This window comes from Bdellovibrio sp. ZFWA1, from assembly GCF_056175665.1.
Map to the genome: position 1 here is coordinate 117,808 of NZ_JBJKJH010000001.1, position 23,441 is coordinate 141,248.

Annotated in this window: 13 protein-coding genes, 1 tRNA gene and 3 rRNA genes; 7 read left to right on the forward strand and 10 right to left on the reverse strand. The window is 43.4% G+C overall.

The window, feature by feature from the left end; genetic code table 11:
- Positions 1 to 11: 11 nt before the first annotated feature.
- The 5 genes from AC04MN_RS00530 to AC04MN_RS00550 all read right to left on the reverse strand — a co-directional run bounded on the left by AC04MN_RS00530 (position 12) and on the right by AC04MN_RS00550 (position 7,118).
- The gene (locus AC04MN_RS00530; RefSeq protein WP_475381234.1) at positions 12 to 611 is read right to left on the reverse strand and encodes a hypothetical protein; all 600 of its coding nucleotides are present in this window, start codon (positions 609 to 611) and stop codon (positions 12 to 14) included.
- Entirely contained in the window at positions 611 to 3,421 is a 2,811-nt protein-coding gene (locus tag AC04MN_RS00535) for a hypothetical protein (RefSeq protein WP_475381235.1), read from the reverse strand. Before AC04MN_RS00535 ends, AC04MN_RS00530 begins: the two co-directional genes overlap by 1 nt.
- A 50-nt stretch (positions 3,422 to 3,471) precedes the next feature.
- Positions 3,472 to 4,005 (reverse strand): protease, encoded by a 534-nt coding sequence (locus AC04MN_RS00540; RefSeq protein ID WP_475381236.1) that lies wholly within the window; start codon positions 4,003 to 4,005, stop codon positions 3,472 to 3,474.
- Between the two features lie 237 nt (positions 4,006 to 4,242).
- Positions 4,243 to 5,568, reverse strand: a complete 1,326-nt coding sequence (locus AC04MN_RS00545; RefSeq protein ID WP_475381237.1) for a hypothetical protein — start codon at positions 5,566 to 5,568, stop codon at positions 4,243 to 4,245.
- A gap of 215 nt (positions 5,569 to 5,783) precedes the next feature.
- Complete coding sequence (locus tag AC04MN_RS00550; RefSeq protein ID WP_475381169.1) at positions 5,784 to 7,118, reverse strand: ISL3 family transposase; 1,335 nt, start codon at positions 7,116 to 7,118, stop codon at positions 5,784 to 5,786.
- 273 nt (positions 7,119 to 7,391) lie between these two features.
- On the opposite strand from AC04MN_RS00550, the gene ovoA reads away from it, so the two are divergent.
- The 6 genes from ovoA to AC04MN_RS00580 all read left to right on the forward strand — a co-directional run bounded on the left by ovoA (position 7,392) and on the right by AC04MN_RS00580 (position 16,812).
- The gene (ovoA, locus tag AC04MN_RS00555) at positions 7,392 to 10,499 is read left to right on the forward strand and encodes a 5-histidylcysteine sulfoxide synthase (protein WP_475381238.1); all 3,108 of its coding nucleotides are present in this window, start codon (positions 7,392 to 7,394) and stop codon (positions 10,497 to 10,499) included.
- Positions 10,496 to 11,656, forward strand: coding sequence for an aminotransferase class V-fold PLP-dependent enzyme (locus AC04MN_RS00560; RefSeq protein ID WP_475381239.1), 1,161 nt, complete (start codon positions 10,496 to 10,498; stop codon positions 11,654 to 11,656). The genes ovoA and AC04MN_RS00560 overlap by 4 nt, the downstream gene beginning before the upstream one ends.
- A 61-nt stretch (positions 11,657 to 11,717) precedes the next feature.
- Positions 11,718 to 12,128, forward strand: a complete 411-nt coding sequence (locus AC04MN_RS00565; RefSeq protein WP_475381240.1) for a response regulator — start codon at positions 11,718 to 11,720, stop codon at positions 12,126 to 12,128.
- A 94-nt stretch (positions 12,129 to 12,222) separates the two neighbouring features.
- Complete coding sequence (locus AC04MN_RS00570) at positions 12,223 to 13,989, forward strand: alpha/beta hydrolase (RefSeq protein WP_475381241.1); 1,767 nt, start codon at positions 12,223 to 12,225, stop codon at positions 13,987 to 13,989.
- Positions 13,979 to 15,085 (forward strand): DUF6765 family protein, encoded by a 1,107-nt coding sequence (locus tag AC04MN_RS00575; RefSeq protein WP_475381242.1) that lies wholly within the window; start codon positions 13,979 to 13,981, stop codon positions 15,083 to 15,085. The genes AC04MN_RS00570 and AC04MN_RS00575 overlap by 11 nt, the downstream gene beginning before the upstream one ends.
- 56 nt (positions 15,086 to 15,141) lie before the next feature.
- Positions 15,142 to 16,812, forward strand: coding sequence for a GMC oxidoreductase (locus AC04MN_RS00580; protein WP_475381243.1), 1,671 nt, complete (start codon positions 15,142 to 15,144; stop codon positions 16,810 to 16,812).
- A gap of 49 nt (positions 16,813 to 16,861) precedes the next feature.
- Here the strand turns inward: AC04MN_RS00580 and rrf are convergent.
- The 5 genes from rrf to AC04MN_RS00605 form a co-directional block, all read right to left on the reverse strand.
- Positions 16,862 to 16,978 (reverse strand): 5S ribosomal RNA (gene rrf, locus AC04MN_RS00585).
- An 88-nt stretch (positions 16,979 to 17,066) separates the two neighbouring features.
- Positions 17,067 to 19,994, reverse strand: a 23S ribosomal RNA gene (locus AC04MN_RS00590).
- Positions 19,995 to 20,084: 90 nt separating this feature from the next.
- Positions 20,085 to 20,161, reverse strand: a tRNA-Ile gene (locus tag AC04MN_RS00595).
- 115 nt (positions 20,162 to 20,276) lie between these two features.
- Positions 20,277 to 21,789: ribosomal RNA gene (locus AC04MN_RS00600) — 16S ribosomal RNA — on the reverse strand.
- The 16S, 23S and 5S rRNA genes sit together here with 1 tRNA gene alongside, the layout of an rRNA operon.
- A gap of 428 nt (positions 21,790 to 22,217) precedes the next feature.
- Entirely contained in the window at positions 22,218 to 22,634 is a 417-nt protein-coding gene (locus tag AC04MN_RS00605; RefSeq protein WP_475381244.1) for an acyl-CoA thioesterase, read from the reverse strand.
- Between the two features lie 190 nt (positions 22,635 to 22,824).
- On the opposite strand from AC04MN_RS00605, the gene AC04MN_RS00610 reads away from it, so the two are divergent.
- On the forward strand, positions 22,825 to 23,406 hold the full coding sequence (locus AC04MN_RS00610; protein WP_475381245.1) for a TMEM175 family protein: 582 nt from the start codon (positions 22,825 to 22,827) through the stop codon (positions 23,404 to 23,406).
- Positions 23,407 to 23,441 lie beyond the last annotated feature (35 nt).

The following is a 23,441-nucleotide window of genomic DNA, read 5'->3' on the forward strand; positions in this document are numbered from 1 at the left end:
GCCTGGGGTTGTTATTTTAATGTTTGCTCAAAACTACTTCTAAAAGCTTCCTTGTTGACTTCGGCTTCCGCACGTCGGACCGAAAAGAAGAGATCCTTCTCTCCCTGAGATTTACAAATCACAAAATCTAATGCTACAGGGATATTTTCTTGATTCAAAGCAATCGCAAAGGAGGCCTTTTGAGTGCCTTCTGGACAGAAACGAATCATAGAACGTACCAAAGCTTCTGATTGAATGGGCGTATAGTAATTGAAAACACTTTTAGTATCTACAAGAATTATCTTCTTCGATAGAATTTTCTGTACCAATGCCGCTGCGTCTGTAACTTCGACACTCGGAACATACTGCCTTCCTGGTTGAGTAAAGATAGCTCTTAAAAAGCTCCAGGTCGTGCCAGCGCAGTTCAAACAATAAGGCTCGGGCTGAACACACTGAGCCGGGTTGCCGCAAAATTCCGAACACAGCACTGATTCATCGTTCATACATTGCACAGTTGCGACCTTTTTGTACTGCTCTCCAATTTTAATGTATGAAGAATCAATATCCAGTGACCATGCCGCCGTTTGAAAAAAAAGAGTCAAAATTGAAATTGCGAGAGAATACCGAAACATTAGAACTTCTCCCCACACTGACCACGACCACCCCAAGAGCCAGAATAGCTCCCTCGGAAATAATCACTGCCCTCGCGACAGTTGAAAGGCATCACAACGGTTCCATTGCAAATATTTGATTTAATCCACGCCGTCTTAGATGCGTTTTCACGCATACGATCATTGTTGCCGAAACTAGATCCTACCTCGATACTAACAACTTCGCCGCCAGTCAGCTTTTCAAAGTGTTCGGCTGCCTTTGCCGCGCAAACGCTTTCAAAGCACTTAAGACCTTTACCCAGTTGTTCGACACACTGTTCAGGTATTTTCCCATAGCGCTTATAGGTGTCCGCAACGTAATTCAAATTCACTGTATAAAGTCGCGGTACATTTACCGGATCCTTCATTCCAGTGACAAACTTATAAATGGACCTAAACAAAAATATAGCGCCCTTCAAAGGATTAAATCCAGTCGGAGCATTATTAACCGTCGTTGCGATACTTACGAAGTTAAGTGAACAACCACCACAATAAGACCGGCTTCCAGATGTCGTAGGAACCACATCGTTTGGTTTTTTAACAATGGCATCTTCACTTTGTTTAGCGCTGCAATAATTAACACTGATTCCATCAAATGCATAAACCGACGGTGCCTTTAAAGACGTCGGCGCTATCGAAATAGCACAAGGAGCGCCAAGCAAAGCGCCAAAATCCGCCACCAATGCGGCCTGCATTTTTGAGGCTTGGATATTAGGATCAAACTTAATTTTGCCGTTTTTGACTAGCTGATTAAAGGACGTCACTTTAGCTGCAGAATAATCAATATCCAAATAAATCGGTAATGCGTTGAATCCGAAGAGAACCGTATTCGCAAGGTCACTCATGAAAACTTTTTGGGCTCTACGCGTTTGAAACCAAGGATCATAGATTTTGCATGCCTTCAACTCAGTATAAGGATTGAAAACATTTGGACTTGCCGCTGTTGAAGAAACTGGCAAAAATGCATCCGCATAAACTGAAACGGCATGTAGGTCGACCAAAGACTTCACGACTTTTCGGCCACAATCTAGAGCACTCTGACAAATTACATTTGAATCAGCTCCAACAGCGTCTTTTTTCCAAACCAACAAAGGAGCGCCATACGAATACGTAATTGGAGGAATAAACTTTCCGCTTTCATCCACCAGCTGAATATTCAAAAGCTCTTTCGCCCACGTCTGGAAACCAGCTTTATTTGGCGTATAGCCAGAACCTGGATTCCAAATATTTTGCTTTTCTAAGCTTTCGCACAAAGGCATTACACCTTCGATATAAGTGTTGAAAAAAGCAATAAACTCAGTGATTTCACGAGGCGAAAACTCCGCCGCCTTCATCATCGACGTCAGTTGACCTATGCGATCAACATCAGACCGCAAGAAATCAAGACGCTTATCGCCAGCTAGACGAGATTCTGTGCAAAGATAATAAAGCTCATCTCTCAAGTTATTATCGGCAATACGATTCAAAGCTAGTGGCTTTGTAAATTCAACCAGTTCAGCTGCAGACATAGAATCAGCCAAAATATTCATAAACTGAACAGCCGACTGAAACTTATTTTTCATCGAACCGCGGTTTTGAATGAACTGCTTTCTGAAATTTTCAACCCACTCTGCAGCGGTGTCGTAACTGCGAGTTCCCAAAAAGTCGTTGTTAACTGATCTTTGACCATGCTCAAGAAGATTATTTTCCAAGCGAGATGGAATCTCTTTAGAGTGTTCCGGAGAAGGAGTATTAGGCTTTGCCAACTCTCTTAAACTGTTAATTGAAAGCCCTTCGCTATCACAGGCTGGCTTCATGATACTGCGGCAGCCATTTGGAATTAGCATAATAGACTCTTCCAAGGCCAAAGACCGGAATACGCTAGAGTACTTAGGCGAATAGCGATCCAGAATGGATGCATTTCTCCAAGCCCAAGAAAGGTAGATCTTTACGCTATTCCAATAGTCAAATCCCTTAACAAACCAGGCTTGAGGATCGTCTATCGTAATGTCTAATTGAATTGCTGCATTTCTATTGTCCAGATCCGCCGAAGCGTCGCTGCACGAAGCAATATAGTCCTTGCGATTAATAACCGCCTGAGCCATATCTGTTAGCACCGCTACATTCAAATCAGTCGAGTGAAGATTCGCTTGCAATGGAGAGAAACGCTTAAGGTACGCGCAGCTTCTTTTTGAAACAATCGTCGTAGTGAAGTTTCTGTCCACAAAATTATCTAATTTTTGCCACTCAGAAGCCGAAGCTTTTCCGGCTAGTCTCGTATTCTCAGATAGGGCCCATGCATAAGCAATATATTGGCTCAAATCATCACAGTAAGTTTTAGTCCCACATTTTTTTACAAGATTATTGTAGTTTCTTAGCTTTGACTCTGAATAATCCATTGGCAACAACGGAAGACGCCCAGTTCGCACTCGGTCAATAATGTCTAACGTCAGCTGGGTCACTGCTAGTCTAAACTCACGCATACCTTCTTTAGAGAATTCATCGGGATTTTCTCCAACGTTCCTAGCCAAAGCATACGTCAACTTACCAGCATTATAGCCATCAAGAATAAGAAAAGCCGAACGTGTCGGCGATTCTGAATCAAGAGCACATTGTGCTCGATTCGTAATACGAATCGGCTCCAAATCCATCCCAACTGGAGTCTGACTCCAGTTGGCTTTTGGATGCAAAGAGAACTTTTGCATTTCTGCAGCATTTCCCGCAGCACTTGTTGCGAAAACAAAACCAAATGAAGCAACTGAAAGCATCAAAAGATTCGATATTTTTAGCTCACTTAATTTGGTTAATTTCACAACGAACTCCTTAAAGTACAAAATTTCGAGATTCAAATTTACGCAAAAAACTATTTTGCGTTAACAGCTTTACAAGATTCCACTTTGTTCAACATAGTTGTGTAGAACAAGATAACTGTCTGATCAGCAGGAGAGAAATTTCTCTTCGTTGAACCGTCAGAATTTACCATGTTGTACATATAGGTATTCACGAAGCGATAAACTGCTGGTGTTACACGCAAAGAAGATTGGCAGGAATAAGTAGAGTAAGTAACTGTCACACCCGCATAAGTTCTATCGCCATCGTTAGATCCCATTTTGTCGCCGATAATGATAGTGTCGCCCGATCCACTTGAACGGTCTCCATAACCAACCGAGAAGCTCACAGTCCAACCATCACCAGATGCATCCGTTCCAACGATTTTGCAAAGGTTGCCAGAACAAGCAATCGCCATTTCGTTCTGAATTTTCTTTTGGATTTCAGCCTCAGTGTAGCGAGGATATTCCGGTTGATCAAACTCATCAGAACCACCGTCAAAATCATCAGCTACTGCTACAAAAGCAGAAAATGAACACACAAGTGCAATAAGCAACTTCTTCATCATAAAACGTCCCCTTATTAATAGACTTTCGTTTTCAAACTGTAAGGTTCTAACCGAAAACGCCCAAAATCAAAAGGGCTTTTCGCATTTTTGAAAAACTGTAATATCTTAATTTGCCTTACATTCATCTTCCACCTTCACACTTAAAATCAAATCTAGACAATTCAATGACTTAGTTAACCAGTGTCTAAATCTCCACATATGAATTTTTTGCATAAAACCCAAACCTTCAAGAATCTCTCAATTCTCAGAGCAAAAGCTCGAAATAGAATTCCTACTCGCTTCATATCTCCGGCATTGTGTGGAGGCAAAATCGGCTCCCACCTTGTGTTGCGAGACAGTCCAAGTAAAATCAACCTTCCAGGTATCAATAATATGCAAAGCCCGCTTACACATGTCCGAGGAAAGCCCATATCCGCAAATATTCATGTTTAAATCGACACTACCCACAAACTTTGCCAACAAAGGTGCGGGACCTAATATTTGCTCATCGGTACAGGGCAAAGACTTTAAAATTCGATTTCCACCTAAATACCAACTTCCATAAAGTCCTGAGGTTATAATTTGTTCTACGTCTTGTTGAATTCGAAACTTCATTCTATCGTAAGCAGCACGACTCAATTGAGTGGTCATACTGTAGCTGAATCTTTCCCGCAATAAGTCACAGGACCAATTTCGAAGCTTTCCAGATCGACATTTTTCATCCAAAAGACTTTTTTCTAATTCTAAACGAATGGCTTGATCCAAACTCAACCGGCCTCTGTTTTTTAACTCAGGTTGCTGCAACAAAGCTTTGAACATTTCGTACTCGTCGTGGGTTTTTTCGCACAACCTAATTCCTCGATAGGCTCTTGCCGCAAGCACTTGTAGACGAGAAGCTAACGTGGAATTCATACCCGCCTCTATCATTTGACAGGTTAAAAAAGCGGCCCCAAGCACATGATAGTGCTTCGCGGGCAAGAGATCACCACGTCCCTCGGCCTGCAGACGAGCAATCCTCTCAATTAAAGATGATGAAATATCAACACCTCTTCCTAAACTCTGTGGCAAATAGAAATCCGAGGTTTTAAGCGGACAGAGGTGATTCCCATCGGTCAATTCGTCCCAAATAAATAAATCGTCATCAGACCAGCCTCGAGCCAGCAACTTATCTTCAACTCGCTGGTTTCGGAAGTCTCCTTGATTAATATCGTCGTGGCCACATAAGCCAATTAACATCATCGCCTTATTTGGATTGCGCCCCGAAAAACTCAGCGCCTTTTCCCAAAGCCAACCGGCAGGTTTATGCTTAAACCTACCGTCCCCCGCTTTATCTGACAAATGCGGACGCTCACCTTCACGATCCGCACTGCGAATCTCACGATAAAATTTAAATGCGGTCTCGGCAAAACAGTCATTTTCAGAAAATTGCTTCTCGAGGTAGCCTCGTATGCCCGCATTCGCCATAGCAACATCGCCATCCCGCCGATAAGATTCCGGAGAGATAACCTGCAAATATCTAATCAATCCTCGCTTATTGGCGCCTTCAGGCAACTTATCAATAGCCCTCCGTAGCGAAGCCCCCATAGACTGGGTCCTAGCCTCCGCCCCCCAACATATGTTGGAGAGTATCAAAAAAAACATTCCTAAAAGAGCCGCTTTAGTCATATTCAGATCAAATAAGCAATCTCTGTTCCTCCTTGAGAACGCTTACCTTTTTGTTATGGTGTCTAGCCTTTAGACAGTGCCCTAATTACGTCTTGTTTCATTCGAGCCTCTCGGGTTTCTTCTGTGGGTAGGTTTCATGCCAGGCTGCTATATTTGAATAGACGCCGGGTATCCATGTGTCTCGAATTGAGAAATCCACACCTCTGAAGGATCTTTAGCATAAACGATTCCTCATTCTGATAGCTGTAGGCCATGGCCTTTAGAACTCTGATTTTATTGTTAAGTCCTTCACTGATTGCAGTCGTTAAATTTGATCGTATATAGGCTTCGATATTGATCCGGTACTTGCGAACTTGCAGTGCAAACTTCCGAAGTGGCAGCAACTTCGAATCTCGAACCAACCCATACCATTTTGCCAAGCGTGATCTAAACCCGTGGACACCTTTTTCTTCTAAAACCTTATGGAAATACTCAACGATAATCATTGCGTTTGAAATATTCGTATTTAACACTTTTAACTTTCCTAGCATATTATTCTCCTCGATAGATAAAACAGCATCTCGCTCTAAAAACATGAACCTTCTCGATGGTGACAACATGATTTCTTCGAACTCTTTTTTGTTCTTTTTTGCCTTTTGAAACTCTTCTTTTCTGACTTTTTCAAAGTATTCGTTCATGCTCTGAACCAAGTGGAATCGATCAATCGCAATCTCTGCATTGGGACAGAGTTTACTCACGGCTTGGAAGTAGCCAGGGTTCATGTCTATTGAAAAAAACTCCACTGATAATCGCTGGGGTCTTGATAGAGTTTTTAAACACGTTGCTAAGGCCATAGCATCCCTACCAGCAGCGTTAGCAATCACCTTTGCAGCCTTCGTACACACTAAGTTTGTTACGAACTTTACGGTCCATCGTGGTGCAAAAGGGTGCTCTCTTTTGGTTTCAGTTTCAGTCTTAAAGTGCACCTCGTCAGCACTCATACGAGAAACATCAAGATCTTTTGTAAACCTGTTTACATCTAAATTCTTTTGCATTTCTCGCATACGCCACTGATCCATTTGCCATAAAGTCTTTGGATCTGAACTCAAGGTCCGGGCCGCAGCAGCACAGGTGGTTTCTTCCATGAGTCGACCCGCGGTTTCGACAAAGCTGCAGCTATGGCCTTTGAATTTTGAATGGATCCCTGAAACCTTAGAGCGTTGGATTTTATTGCATACGGGACAAAGTCCTCGTGGATATCGTAAATGAATAACGACGTCCTTAAAGAGCCCCAGAGGGGGTACTTTAAGGTCTCGATAGCTCCATTGATGGAATTCCAATAAGGGATGCTCGCAGTCCGCGCAGCAGGCGCGGGACCACGGTAACTCTGCCGAAAGCCGACAAGACACAAAGTCCTCTGAAAGCTCCGCGTTGGTAATATTTAAATCTTGCAGACCTAATAAGCTGTTGATCAAATGATGAAGGTCCATTCTTGGCCTTTGTAATTTTTTTTTCGTAGTAAAAAAATCAAATCACAAGGTTCGCCAAGATGGGCCTTTTTATTTCAAGAGACACAACGCAAAAAGCCGGTCACGATGACCGGCTTTACCCCAGGGTATGGGAGCGGGAAGCTCCCATGACAGGATGTCTTTTTTCTTAAGTACCCACAGCTCAATCCCGAGACCCTTCATTCGACAAAAACAGGATTTGTCATTTGACTGAAACGCAAAAAATATGGAGCCTATGAAGCGCGAGGTAATAGTATGATTCAAACAGTTTCTCTTACTCGAAATCCCAACCTTTCTGCTCCCAAAGTAGACCGTTCAAATCCTAACGAAGTCCTAAAGAAGTTTGGATCCTCATGGTGGACAGGCCAAGCTCCAGAATTTTGTAAAGGTTATGACCCCGCCTCGCGAACCCTCTTCGCTCTTCCTTTAATTAATTTAAACATCGCTACTCGCCAGGACGTTTTGGATTACTTTGACAATACTTGGACACTGACCGAAGTGCTTTTTTCAGCGCTAAAAAATGAAGAAACTTACACTCGACCTCCCTATCACCAACTCCGCCATCCCATGATTTTTTATTACGGTCATACGGCAGTTCTTTTTCTAAACAAACTTCGACTAGCAGGCGCCATCAAAGAGCCAGTTGATCTTTATCTAGAAAAAGTTCTAGAAACTGGGGTCGATGAAATGAGCTGGGACGATATGTCCAAAAACGAAATGCTTTGGCCGTCGCTAGAAATTGTTCACGCTTATAAGAAAAAAATCTACTCGATCCTTAAAAACTTAATTTCAACCCATCCGGATTTAGAGGATATCTCTAAGATCCGAGGAGATAACCCATTGTGGGCTCTTTTCATGGGATTTGAACATGAAAAAATTCACTTCGAAACTTCTAGCGTTCTGATTCGCGAGCTGCCCTTAGAGTTAGTCGAAACACCTCGATATTGGCCCTCTATTCACCCATCGGGTCACAAAAAATCTGATTTGAAGCCCCAAACCATCAACCGCGTCGAGTGGGTTCAATCTCAAGGAGGAACAGTGACATGGGGCAAGCCTGAGTCGGCTCCTTCTTACGGCTGGGATAACGAATACGGAAAAAGACAAAAAACAATTTCACCTTTTCAAGTTTCAAGAAATCTTATCACTAATGGTGAGTTTTTTGAATTTGTCAGTTCTCTAGCATACACAGATGACAAGTATTGGAGCGAAGAGGGGCTTTTATGGAGAAAGTTTCGTAATACAAAACGTCCCACTTTTTGGGTCGGCTATGGCCCAGAAGGCAGTCATGAATACAAGCTTCGCACGATCTTCGAGATAATCGATATGCCATGGGATTGGCCCGCTGAGGTCAACTATCACGAAGCCAAGGCCTACTGCCATTGGCTTCAAGAAAAAGACAAAACGAATTTAAAGTATCGTTTAATTACCGAGCCCGAGCACGTGTCTTTAAGAGGAACTGATGAAGATTTAGTTTTACAGCAAACGACCTTTAGCAACTCTCAGGAAGGACTCCGGAAGTTTCCTTATAACTATAACTTTAACTTTTCATCAGCTTCTCCAGTTGGATCCTTTGGAGCTTCTAACGATAAAGTTTCTGACCTTTTCGGAAATGTTTGGCAATGGGCTGAAGATCAATTCAATCCACTTGAAGGCTTTAAAATAAATCCTTTGTATGATGATTTCAGCACACCATGTTTTGATGGAAAACATCAAATGATTTTAGGTGGCAGTTTTATTAGTTGCGGACATGAAGCAAGTAAATGGGCCCGATTTCACTTCAGACCTCATTTTTTCCAACATTCAGGATTTCGCATTGCCGCCACCCTAGATGGCTCAGACGATAATGGTTCTACGAAATTAAAAAAATCGACCTCATACATCCATCCGCAAAGAGCCAATACACTCAATCAGATGCAAAACGCGAACTGGTGGAAATCCGTTTTCCAACCACTTGAGACATCATCGGATGAGATTCGAAAAGCATGGGAAATTGTAGCTCCCGTAATGACAGAGCTAGAATCTCAGTTTTCTTTGCGATCTCCGATAGGCTCTGCACTGGACGTTGAAACAAATAAAGTTAAGGAAGGTTTTATCCCCCCCTACCAGGCGAACAAAAACTTTCCATCAGGACCTCAGGAACTAGATAAGTTACTAAATCTTATAAAATCGGATTTGATGCCTTTAGGGCAAGGCGTAGGACATTCAGGTTATATGGCCTATGTCGCCGGAGCCGGTAATCCGATAGCTAATATTGCTCAGGCAGTTTCCCAGGCGATTAATCAATTTACTGGACACTACTCGCTATCTCCAGGACTTGTGACGCTAGAGCAAGAGGCCCTTTCTTGGATTATAAATATGGCTGGCTACGACGAGCACAGCCTTGGAGTCTTCACATCAGGCGGAAGCCAGGCAAACCTTCAAGCTCTTAGTTTGGCTCGCAAAGCGAAACTTAAGGGATATGACCTGGCAAAAGCCCGTTACTATTGCTCGGCGCAAGTGCACCACTGTATCGGAAAAGCGCTTAGTATTTTAGGTTTCCCAGCCCAGAGCCTTCACCTGATCAACTGTGATGCTAACCAAAAAATGGATATCACTTTACTAGAAGAGGCCATTCGCGCAGATATAAAAAATGGTTATCAACCGATTGCAGTCATTGGCACAGCCGGCACTACAAATACCGGGGCCGTCGATGACCTGGAAGCCATCGCGGAAATTTGCAATCGTCATCAACTGTGGTTTCATATCGATGCGGCTTACGGCGGTTTCTTCTTACTTACGGATCATGGAAAAGAAAAACTTTCTGGATTTTCTCGTTCAGACTCTGCGGCCCTTGATCTGCACAAAGCACTATCCACTCCTTACGGCACTGGTTGCTTAATAGTTAAAGATGCAGCCCAAATGAACTTCGAATACGCTGGGGCAAGTTCTTATATGCCGCCAAGTTCAACCGATTCAGATTTTTCTCATGAGGTTGATTTTGCTGACATTTCTATGGAACTTTCCCGAGATGCTCGTGGCCTTAGAATTTGGCTTCCAATCAAGTATTACGGCGTAGAACCCTTCCAATTAAACTTGGAAGAAAAACTTAAATTAACAAATTGGCTGTACGAACAAATCAAAAAAAATGATCTTGTGGAGTTTGCTTGTAATCCTGACTTGTCGATTCTGACTTTCAGATTAAAGAATTCAAAAACAAAAGAATTGTTAAATCAAATAAATAGAGATGGCCGATACTTCCTTACTGGATGTACTATTCAAGACCATTTTTACATTCGCATATGCTTGCTTGGGTTCAGAACTCACTTTGAGCATGTAGAAGAATTAGCAAAATTAATTGATAAAGCTCTAAAGGCACTGAAATGACAAAGAGTACTCAATTAGAAGAGTTTGCTGAGCAGTTTGCTAGGAAAAAAGGCCTCATTCACTTAAATAATGCGGGCCTCTCTCCTATATCAAATCCCGCAAAAGAGAAAATTCAAATGTGGGGGCAACGCTTTTACGAGGAAGGATTTTGGACTGATGCAGACTACATGCAAGATGTGAAGCAGTCTCGTTCAAATATCGCAAAGCTTATTGGATGCGACTGGGATGACATCGCATTTTTCCCAAATACGTCATTTGGAATAAGTCAGTTCGCGTTTGGTATCAATCTCGCCCCTGGGGACGAAGTTCTTATCTGGGACCAAGAATACTCGAGTCATCTTTACCCTTGGCAAGAGGCTTGCCGACGGTCGGGCGCCCGACTTCACATTGTTGAGTCAAATAAAGATTTATCCCTAGATACTGAAAGATTTATTCAATCGATAAACGAAAAAACAAAAGTTGTGGCCTTTAGTTGGGTTCAGTTCATGACCGGCGCAATGATGGATTATATATCGGTCATCGCTGCTTGTAAAAAGAACGGCATATTGGTTTTTGTCGATGTTATGCAGGGACTAGGACTATTGGAGTGCGATCTGTGGAGTCTAGGTGTAGATGGTATCTCGGGAGGCTCTCATAAATGGCTGGCAAGCCCAGTAGGTGCTGGTTTTTTAGCAATCCGTAAGGAGCTGGCTAATAAAATAAAACCTTTAAGCTATGGTGCCTATACCTACGGCACATGCGACGACCCATCTGATCTATCCTGCTCTCCAAAAAGAGACGCCACTCGCTTCGAATCTGGATCAAAGCAAGTCCTAGAGATCACAGCTCTCGGAGCTTCATGTGAATTGATTTTAAGAGTTACACCGACGAAGATTCGCGATCAAGCAATAGCGCTTGCCACTTATCTAGATCAAGGACTGAAAAAAATCGGCTGCCTTACTCACAACCCTAACGGCCTAGCCTACCAACACCCAATCGTTAACTTTACGCCGCCTCCCCATCAATCCAAAGAAAGTCTCTGTACCGAACTAAAAAAACATAATATCAATTTTGCAATTCGAGGCCCAGGAATTAGATTTTCACCTCAAGCATTTAACACTTTTAATGAATTAGACCTAGTATTAGAAATCATTCAAGAGACCTCTAGAATGAGATGATTCAAATTGAAATTCTTAGGAAGAAGTGGACAATTCTACATATACTGATCCAGAGGAAAATATGTCCACCCAAAACAATCCGCCCAGTGTTCTTATTGTTGATGATATGGAGGCCAGTCGGTTTTTGATCGAAAGCCTCTTAAAGAACGAACACATCACCGTGACCGCTGCTCAAAGTGGTCATGATGCTGTCGAACTTTGCAAACAAAACAATTTCGATATTGTCCTAATGGATATAGTTATGCCGGAAATCGATGGTTTCAGAGCCACCCAACTCATCAGAGACCTTGAAAAGCAAAATTTGAAGAGTCGCTCTTACATATTTGCGGTCAGCGCCAATGACCAGCCAGGAGATATCCAAGATTGCTTAAATTTAGGCTGCGATGGTCACATCTCAAAGCCGATCAACAGAAGGTCTCTTCTTAAACTTCTTGAAGAGCACTCGAATTTCAAATCACGCAGTAGCCCCTAGACACAAGCCCCGGTCTTTAAGAGCTTTAGTTGCCTTTAAGTAAACAAAATTTAGAATATTTTTAAACTAAATTCTAATTACTTAAAGGCAGTGCATGGATTCTCTTCAGTTTACAGAAAGAATGGCTGGTTCTTGGGCCCCAAAAGAGTTCAAGTTAAACACCAAACATCCACTTTATTCTTCACAAATTCAGGAATCGGAAACAAACCTTCATCGCAAGCCCTGCGAGTTCACTTTGACCGTAAAAATTAAAGACCTCGATCAATTTTTAAGCTCAAAAGATTTGGAAGCTGAACTTGAGGGAACGGTGCTCTCTCCATTTTCAGGGCAATTTCTAAAAGTAAAAAAAGGTACTTTCATCCTCTTTACGTCCCCAGAAGTCAGTCCGGCCCTAAACACCGCTAAAGAAATGCACTACTGCCTTTATCTTGAAGAGATAGATGGCAAACGTTGGACTCTGTTCGGTTTTAAAGAAGTATTAAAAGAAGAAGTTTCTAAAGCCTGGGATGAAACGACAACACTTTATTTCTACATCTGGGAAGGACATTTACCTTACAACTATGAAGTTGAAAAAAATGTCCTTGGGCTTGGAGTCTTACATATAGCCGTTCATGACTTTATTCATCAACTAACGACCTTTAAAACTAGCTCAACCACCGGACGCCCACATATTGAAGTTATTGGTCGATTTATGGGTGAATTCTCTAAAAATCTTTGGGAAGCATACGCCCCCTTTATTTTCACAACAACGTCGTCTCGTTGGAATGAACATATCATTCCACTACAAACTACAATCGGCGTTCCTCAGGGCGAAAAAGAAGTTTATAAGTTTCAGACCCCAGATGGTCTTAACTTGGAACTAAATAGATTTTATAAAAATACAGATAGTAAAAATATTGTTTTACTTTTGCATGGACTAACGACATCTACGGACATGTACATCATGCCCGAACACAAAAATTTAGTTAACTTTCTTCATAATAATCAGTTTGATGATGTTTGGTCGCTGGACTGGAGGGGAAGTGCTAGACATACTTACAATCTTTCCCCTCACCGGTACACGATCGATGATATCGCCCAAAATGATATTCCAGCTGCTATTCAAAAAATCATTGATCTAAAAGGACCGGACGTTCGAATTCACGTAATTTGTCACTGCGTGGGATCATTAGCATTCATGTGTAGCTTAGCCGCTGGAAAAACAAAAAACATCGCCTCTGTAATTAGCAACAGTGTCTCGTTAACGCCTAAAGTTCGCTGGCAATCCTACTTAAAGCTTTTGTTTGGTCCTTTCTTTCTTGAGTATATTTTTAGATATCCATATCTGAGTCCTAAAATACCCTACATGCCTGGTCCTGTGCGAGGAAAGTGGATTTACTGGATGGAACGAGCAATTAGACACGAGTGTAAAGAGCCTGCTTGTCACATGGTCAGCTTTATGTGGGGTTGGGGCTTTCCTGCCGCCTACGAACACAAAAACTTGGCTCCCGAGACTCATCGTAGACTTTGTGACTTATTTGGAGGAACAAGTTTTCACTACTACCGCCATATCTTTAAAATGGTGAAGAAAGCTGCGGCAATTTCATTTTCGGTTTCTCCAGCAGAGACCAACTACCTAGAGCTTGCTAAATACCAACAACACCTTCCTCCGATTTTATTTATTAGTGGCAAACAAAACCATATTTTTCCAGGCTCTAACAAAGGGACATTCGAATTCCTTTCAAAGGCTGGGCATGATGTAAGCTATCAAGAATTTGATGGCTATGGACACCAAGATGTCTTTATGGGGAAAAACTGCCATGTCGATATATTCCCGTCATTTTTAAATTTCATTGTGAAGAGTACAAAAAATGCAAATTGATTTTCATCTAGGAGTTACATTTATAATTGCTCGATTAGCAGGATTCTCCTCTGAAGAGGCAAATATTATTGCTTCAAGCGCACAGTACGTTGATGATGCGGTCAAAGAAGGTACGATTCTTTTTTCGAACAGAGCTGCCTTTAGCTTTATTGCTTCTGCACATAAAATGATAGACTACCGCAATTTCCGAGACCTTGCGAATCATACGGTTTGGATTCCTTTTCATTTCTTACCCTCTAATGAAATTCAAAATAACAGTGGTATAGCCGATCCTTTCTTCAACAAACTGATTTGTCGCCCCAATAGTATCGTCGCTCAAGATATGCTTGCGAACTGCTCCGAGAACTTTTCAAAGCCTTTCGGACTTTACCTTACGGGAATTACAAGTCATGTTTATGTGGACACTTGGGCCCATCAAGGTTTTGTCGGCATGAGCCATGAATACAACACGGTATCAGAAATCTATAAAGCCGATGGCTCAATCGACCAAGAGATGATTAAATATAGAAAGAAATATTTTAAAAAAGGACTGGTTCGATCCCTTTGGGATCATATTCAAAGTTGGTTTGTTGGAAAAGCAAATCCAGTGGGGCACGGTTGTGTCCTTAGTTATCCAGATCTTCCTTACCTATCGTGGGCTTACAAAGATTGGCAAGGACAAATGATTTTTCGAGACAACACGAAAGACTTCATTGAAGCCGCTAAACACCTTTATGCTTTTTATATTAACATCCGTACTGAAAATAATTTACCTATTCCAACCAAAAACGCTTCTGACTGGATCGTAATAGAAAATCTTTTAGCCAATACAACACTGGAAGAAGGCGAAGATCGTCTGGAAGTATGGAAGCAAGCAGTTCTGGCTGGTAATTTTAGTTTTGGAAAAGACCTGTGGGAGTATATCCCCGAGGGCCCCGAAAGCTGGCTTGATGAAGCATTTCCGTTTCAAAGTTTGGAAGACTTTGAATTCGAAAATGTTGAATACAAAGAAAGCTTCCTTAATTCAAAGTGGAAGAACCTGCATGATGCTTTACTTTTTCACAGGTACAGCATTATTCATGAAATTCTTCCTAAACATGAAATCATAGTCGCTTAAAAGCTCATTCATTTTTTTATAATAATTGAAATTTAATCCTACTAAACGAGGATATTATGTCAGAAATATTTGATTACGTTGTCATTGGCTCAGGATTTGGCGGTTCAGTTTCGACCTGTCGACTTGCTGAAAAATCTTACTCTGTTTGCCTTCTTGAAAGGGGGCAAGATTGGCCGATGTATAGCTTTCCTCGACGAATCAATGAAATTCGCAACAATGCATTTTGGGATCCAGAGGATAAAAAATTCGGATTTATGGAGATACTAGATACTCCAGCGAGTGACGCCATGACATTGACCGCTTCAGGGCTGGGCGGGGGCAGTTTAATCTATGCAAATGTTTTAAAGCATATGCCCAGTGACTATTTCGTTGGTTGGCCTTCAAACCTTCAGCGCAGTGATCTCGATCCATTCTACGACAAAGTTATTCAAACTATGGAAGCATCCCCGTATCCATATCTATCAGACCCATATTACCAAGACACACCCAAAACAAAGTTCTACATCGAAGCCGGTAAGTCATTAAATCGCCCATTCCAAGCAATCGAAGAACCCAAAATCAGTCACCCTCATCTGGCGATTCGCTTCTCTGGAGACTTTCCAGGGCAACAAACAAAAAACTCTCACGGGGCCATTCAATCCAAATGCAACAAATGCGGTGAGTGCGATATCGGATGTAACATCCACGCAAAGAATACACTCAATCTAAACTATATTCATCGAGCTAGAACTATTGAGCAGCTAACAGGTAAAGGAAAAAATGCTGAGGTTCGGACTCATGCCGAGGCCCATAGATTAGAGAAGATAGATAATATTTGGCATGTTCATTACCACAACCCTCAATCCCCTTCTAAGACCACTATTCTTAAAGCTCACAACGTCATAGTATCCGCGGGTTCCGTTGGCTCAACCAAACTTCTTTTACAAATGAAAGCCGATGGAGTCTTGCCACAATTAAATAATTGGCTTGGGAAAAAATGGTGTGGCAACGGAGATCTTCTAGGATTCACTTGGGGTTCTAAAAACTCTGTTCAATCAGATAAAGGACCAACCATAACCACAGCAATTGACTTCAAGTACGAGCCTTACCCTGATGGATTTCCTCATGGCTTTACGATGGAGGATGCTGGCTTTCCAATCGGACTTTCATGGTATATGTCGGGAAAAGTCCCGCAATCATCTGGCCTTGTCGGCAGTATTAAACTAATAGGTCGATTCTTCAAAGACCTCTTAAGTAAGTTGCTTCCTTTCTTAGGATCTAAAGAACGAAACATTGGTGATGACCTTTCCGACGCTTTAGATAAAGGAAGTTATACGGAAAAACTTTTTGTCTTGCTAGCGATGGGAAGAGATCGCTCCACCGGCGAAATAAAACTAAATCAAAACAAAAAGGTCGACATTAAATATAACTATTCTGATAGCGAGCTTCATTACGATCGCGTTCGAGAACAAATGAATGCAATTTCGGACAAACTTGGTGGTCACTTTATCGATAACCCACTGACTCATATTCATAAAATGGTTGCTGTCCATCCGTTGGGTGGTTGCCCAATTGGATCAAATTCAGAAAATGGTTTTGTAAATACCGAAGGAAAAGTCTTTAACTATGAGGGTCTTTATGTTCTTGATGGCAGTATTATTCCAACATCTATCGGTCCAAACCCCTCTTTAACCATCGCTGCAATTGCAGAACGTTCAATGAGCTTGATTCCAGAAAAGACAAATTAAAAAAAAGCAAAAAAAACCACCTATCTTTCGATAAGTGGTTTAAAAAAGGAGCTGGCATTGTGCTACTCTCCCACACGGTTGCCCGTGCAATACCATCGCCGCAAGCGGACTTAACTTCTGAGTTCGGAATGGGATCAGGTGTGGCCCCGCTGCTAAAAACACCAGCAAAAAGCTTAAATTTTAAATAGTTTTTTTGATTCTTGAATGATTGATTTAACTGATTTTTAGCTAAAGGAATAGTTCCTAAATAATTAATAAAAAAGCCGCACGGACTATTAGTACGGATCAGCTGAATGCATTACTGCACTTACACCTTCCGCCTATCAACCTCGTAGTCTCCGAGGGTCCTTCAGAGGCCGAAGCCTAGTGAGATCTCATCTTGTAGTTAGCTTCCCGCTTAGATGCTTTCAGCGGTTATCCATTCCGAACATAGCTACCCTGCCGTGCCGCTGGCGCGACAACAGGAACACCAGAGGTTCGTCCATCCCGGTCCTCTCGTACTAAGGACAGGTCTACTCAAATCTCATACGCCCACAGAAGATAAGGACCAAACTGTCTCACGACGTTCTGAACCCAGCTCGCGTACCACTTTAATTGGCGAACAGCCAAACCCTTGGGACCTGCTCCAGCCCCAGGATGTGATGAGCCGACATCGAGGTGCCAAACTCCATCGTCGATATGGACTCTTGGATGGAATAAGCCTGTTATCCCCGGAGTACCTTTTATCCGTTGAGCGATGGCCCTTCCACGCGGGACCACCGGATCACTTTGGCCTGCTTTCGCACCTGCTCGACTTGTAGGTCTCGCAGTCAAGCACCCTTATGCCAATGCACTCGACGCCTGGTTTCCAATCAGGCTGAGGGTACCATCGCGCGCCTCCGTTACTATTTGGGAGGCGACCGCCCCAGTCAAACTGCCCACCAGACAGTGTCCTTCTCCCTGTTGAAGGGAGCAAGTTAGATTTCAAAGTCTACAAGGGTGGTATTTCAAGGTTGACTCCACAAGGACTGGCGTCCCTGCTTCAAAGTCTCCCACCTATCCTACACATGACGACTCTAAAATCACTGCCAAGCTACAGTAAAGGTTCACGGGGTCTTTCCGTCTTTCTGCGGGTACTCGGCATTTTCACCGAGAGTTCAATTTCGCGGGGCATTTAGTTGAGACACCGGAGAAGTCGTTACGCCATTCGTGCAGGTCGGAACTTACCCGACAAGGAATTTCGCTACCTTAGGACCGTTATAGTTACGGCCGCCGTTTACTGGGGCTTCGATTCTCAGCTTCGCTTGCGCTAACTAATCCTCTTAACCTTCCAGCACCGGGCAGGCGTCAGCATGTATACTTCGTCTTGTGACTTTGCACATGCCTGTGTTTTTGATAAACAGTCGCTACTCCCATTTCTCTGCGACCCGAATAAGCTTGGGGAGCAAGTCCTTACACTTACGCGGGCACACCTTTTCCCGAAGTTACGGTGTTAAGTTGCCGAGTTCCTTAACTAAATTTCACCCCATCGCCTTAGGATATTCACCCCACTCACCTGAGTCGGTTTACGGTACGGGCGATCTCTTAAACTAACGAAACTTTTCTTGGAAGCATGGTTTTTCTCACTTCTGGGGTAAACCCCTCGCATTCGCGCCTCAGTGTTATGTGCCGCGGATTTGCCTACGACACCACCTACACGCTTACACCTGAATCCGATAACAGGCTGAGATATCCTACTCCGTCATTCCTTTAGCAATCCGAGATCGGTAATGGAATATTAACCATTTTGCCATCGACTACGCCAATTGGCCTCGCCTTAGGACCCGACTAACCCTGGGCGGATTATCCTTGCCCAGGAACCCTTGAGTTTTCGGCGCCCGAGTTTTTCACTCGAGTTAAACGCTACTTATGTCAGCATGATCACTTCTAGTTCGTCCAGCTGTCCTACCGGTCAACCTTCAGCCTACACTAGAACGCTCCTCTACCACTGTCTTACGACAATCCAAAGCTTCGGTAACATGCTTAGCCCCGTTGTATCTTCCGCGCAGGGTCACTAGACTAGTGAGCTATTACGCTTTCTTTAAAGGATTGCTGCTTCTAAGCCAACCTCCTAGTTGTCAAAGTAACCCCACAACGTTCTCCACTTAGCATGTATTTAGGGACCTTAGCTGTTGGTCTGGGCTCTTTCCCTCTCGACGCATGACCTTATCACCCTACGTCTGCCTCCCAGGGTAGTTATGTACGGCATTCGGAGTTTATTTGGGTTTGGTAATCCGGTAAAGACCCCTAGCCCATCCAGTGCTCTACCTCCGTCATAAATTTTACCTGAGGCTATACCTAAATATATTTCGAGGAGTACCAGCTATCACCCAGTTTGATTGGCCTTTCACCCCTAACCACAGCTCATCAAAAGAGTTTTCAACCTCAACTTGTTCGGCCCTCCACGAAGTGTTACCCTCGCTTCAGCCTGGCCATGGTTAGATCACCGGGTTTCGGGTCTATCCCTGCATACTAAACGCCCTATTCAGACTCGCTTTCGCTACGACTACACCTGCAACGGCTTAATCTCGCATGCAAAGATAACTCGCTGACTCATTATGCAAAAGGTACGCGGTCGCGCATATAAAGCGCTTCCACTGCTTGTAAACTTGCGGTTTCAGTTTCTATTTCACTCCCCTCTCGGGGTTCTTTTCACCTTTCCCTCACGGTACTTGTTCACTATCGGTCACTAAGGAATATTTAGCCTTGGAGGGTGGTCCCCCCAGATTCCCACCAGGTTTCACGTGCCTGGTGGTACTCGGGATACCGCTAGAGCCTCTGAACATTTCGAGTACGGGGCTGTCACCCTGTTTCGCCAGACTTTCCAGACTGTTACTCTATATTCTCGGGTCTCACATCGCGGTCCCACAACCCCTCAATCAAATTAATGATCAAGGTTTGGGCTTCTTCCCGTTCGCTCGCCACTACTAGGGAAATCTCGTTTGATGTCTTTTCCTCAGGGTACTGAGATGTTTCACTTCCCCTGGTTCGCTTCTTTAACCTATGTATTCAGCTAAAGATACCTATTAAAAGGTGGGTTTCCCCATTCGGAAATCTCCGGATCAAAGTGTGTGTGCCACTCCCCGAAGCTTATCGCAGCTTACCACGTCCTTCATCGCTTCTTAGTGCCTAGGCATCCACCACAAGCTCTTTGTAGCTTTAAAAATTGGAACTAACCTCGCTAAAAATCAATTAAATCAATCTATTCAATTGTCAAAGAACTAAAATACAAAACTTTTTCGAGCGACTCATATTGGTGGGCCCGGGAAGACTCGAACTTCCGACCCCACGCTTATCAAGCGTGTGCTCTAACCAACTGAGCTACAGGCCCTCGCCTTCGCTCTCTCAAAACTAAACAGCTAGAAGATTTTTGGGACTCACGCAAAAACTATGTTTGCGTTGACCTAGGATTGTATGAACTAAAAGTTCATAAAAACATTCCTTAGAAAGGAGGTGATCCAGCCGCAGGTTCCCCTACGGCTACCTTGTTACGACTTCACCCCAATCATCGACCATACCTTGGGCGCCTACTTCCTTGCGGTTAGCGCAGCGACTTCTGGTACAACCAACTTTCATGGTGTGACGGGCGGTGTGTACAAGGCCCGGGAACGTATTCACCGCGGCATGCTGATCCGCGATTACTAGCGATTCCAACTTCATGGTCTCGAGTTGCAGAGACCAATCCGAACTTAGATAGCTTTTCTCCGATTTGCTCCATCTTGCGACTTCGCTTCAGTTTGTGACTACCATTGTAGCACGTGTGTAGCCCTAGGCATAAGGGCCATGAGGACTTGACGTCATCCCCACCTTCCTCCGGTTTAACACCGGCAGTCCATCTAGAGTGCCCAACTGAATGCTGGCAACTAAATGCAGGGGTTGCGCTCGTTGCGGGACTTAACCCAACATCTCACGACACGAGCTGACGACAGCCATGCAGCACCTGTGTACCGGCCCGAAGGCGACGACATTTCTGCCAGTCTTCCAGTACATGTCAAGCCTAGGTAAGGTTTTTCGCGTTGCATCGAATTAAACCACATGCTCCACCGCTTGTGCGGGCCCCCGTCAATTTCTTTGAGTTTTAATCTTGCGACCGTACTCCCCAGGCGGGATACTTAACGCGTTAGCTTCGTCACTGAAGGGGTCAATACCTCCAACAACAAGTATCCATCGTTTACAGCGTGGACTACCAGGGTATCTAATCCTGTTTGATACCCACGCTTTCGGGTCTGAGCGTCAGTGTTTGGCCAGCTATCCGCCTTCGCCTCCGGTATTCCTCCTGATATCTACGTATTTCACCACTACACCAGGAATTCCAATAGCCTCTCCAACACTCAAGCCTCGCAGTATCGAATGCACTTCTAGGGTTAAGCCCTAGGCTTTCACACTCGACTTACAAGGCCACCTGCACCCGCTTTACGCCCAATAATTCCGAACAACGCTAGGATCCCTCGTCTTACCGCGGCTGCTGGCACGAAGTTAGCCGATCCTTTCTCGTAAGGTACAATCAGAACTTTTTCCCTTACAACAGAGCTTTACGACCCGAAGGCCTTCATCGCTCACGCGGCGTCGCTGGATCAGGGTTGCCCCCATTGTCCAATATTCCCTACTGCTGCCTCCCGTAGGAGTCTGGACCGTGTCTCAGTTCCAGTGTGACTGATCATCCTCTCAGACCAGTTAAAGATCATCGCCTTGGTGAGCCGTTACCTCACCAACTAGCTAATCTTACGCGGACTCATCCTCAAACGAATTGCTCCTTTGACCTCAACTACCTCAGTAGTCGTGGTCTTATGCGGTATTAGCTAATCTTTCGACTAGTTATTCCCCATTCGAGGGCAGATTATCCACGCGTTACTCACCCGTGCGCCACTAGTACTCACCCGAAGGCTTTCCCCGTTCGACTTGCATGTATTAGGCACGCCGCCAGCGTTTGTTCTGAGCCAGAATCAAACTCTCCAGTTTAAATTCTGTCCCACAAAACTAGCTTTTAAAAATCTAATTCTGGGTTTTTTTATAATTTGAAATTGTGAAAACCTTGCGGTTTTCAAAGAGCCCAAAAATCTTATATTCTAGCTATTCAGTTTTCAAAGAACGAGAACTTCGCTTTCAACATTTTCAGAAGATTGCGTCGTTTCGAGGTGCTCTTTGTACCCAAACCCCCTATTCGTGTCAACATGCTGGATATTTTTTTTTGATTTTTTTAAATAACCCCCTAGAATGACTTGCCTTTCGATTAAGCAAGCAAAGGCTAAGTATTTGAAAGGCCTAGATTAAAAGAGCACCGTGAAAATCTCACATAATCAACGCAGCGCAACCTTTAGGCAGCTAAGTATATAAAAAAAGAAGGCCATGGCCTTCTTCCTTTAAAACAAACACAAAAAAATCCGTTATTAGCTCAAACCCACTGCCAACTTCCATTCCGCCGTCGGAGGAATCAAAGTTCTTAGCTGCATATCGAACAATCCGAAAGCAAAAATGGCCTCAGAGGCGATCTCCCCATTAGACTTCAACATCCGCTGGCGCAATTTTCCCACTCTTCCGGGGTACTCCAAAAGCTCTGTCGTAATGATGATCTCTTCTCTGAGACGCAACTCTTTCAAATACTTTAGTTGAACCTCTAGAATAACAGGCCCTTTTTTTGTCTCTTGAATCTTGTCGTATCCGTACCCGTTGCGAGTCACTGAATCCCAGCGAGCTTCTTCAAACAAAGTCAGATAAGTCGCATTATTCATATGCCCCATGAAATCTAACATCGTCTCTTGAACCAACACTTTGTACTCTGACCATATTTCTTTTTTTTCGCCCACACTCACCTCTCGCATTTGTTCGATTAGTATGACTGTATCATACAAACAATTCAACAATGTCTAATCACAAGTGCCTAATTACAACTGACCAACCGATGTCTTTTAAAGAAATCAATATTACTTTTAAGGTGACTTATATATGAGCGACCTTAAGATATTTACTAATAACTTCACAACCTCAGGAATATAAATGCATAAGAACAGACTAGAAGCTTTTAGCGATGGCGTTCTGGCCATCATTATCACGATTATGGTTTTAGAAATTAAAGTCCCACACGAAGTCAGCGCCGATGCCTTGATAAAGCTAGGACCTGTTTTTTTTAGCTACATCATCAGCTTTATCTATGTCGGAATTTACTGGAACAATCACCACCATCTAATACAGTCGGCTGAAAAAATTGACGGCAAAGTTTTATGGGCCAATCACTTGCTTCTATTTTCTTTATCACTTATTCCATTTGCTTCGGGATGGATGGGCGAAAACCAATTCGAAAACCTAACCGTTCTACTATATGGAGTGATTCTGTTTGCTTGCGCCCTTAGCTATTTATTTTTAACCATGACCCTGCTCAAGCAGCACCCCACCAATGCAAAAATTCATCAAGCTGTGGGAAATAAAAAGAAAGAATATATTTCCTTAGCCGCCTATATCAGCGGGCTAGGAACAGCCCTCTGGATGCCTTATCTCGCGCTGGGGCTCTATACATTTGTGGCGATTCTATGGATGATACCTGATTCAAGAATTGAGAAAGTCATGGAGACTCGTCAATAGCCGCATTTTGAATACACTGAAAACTCTTATATCGG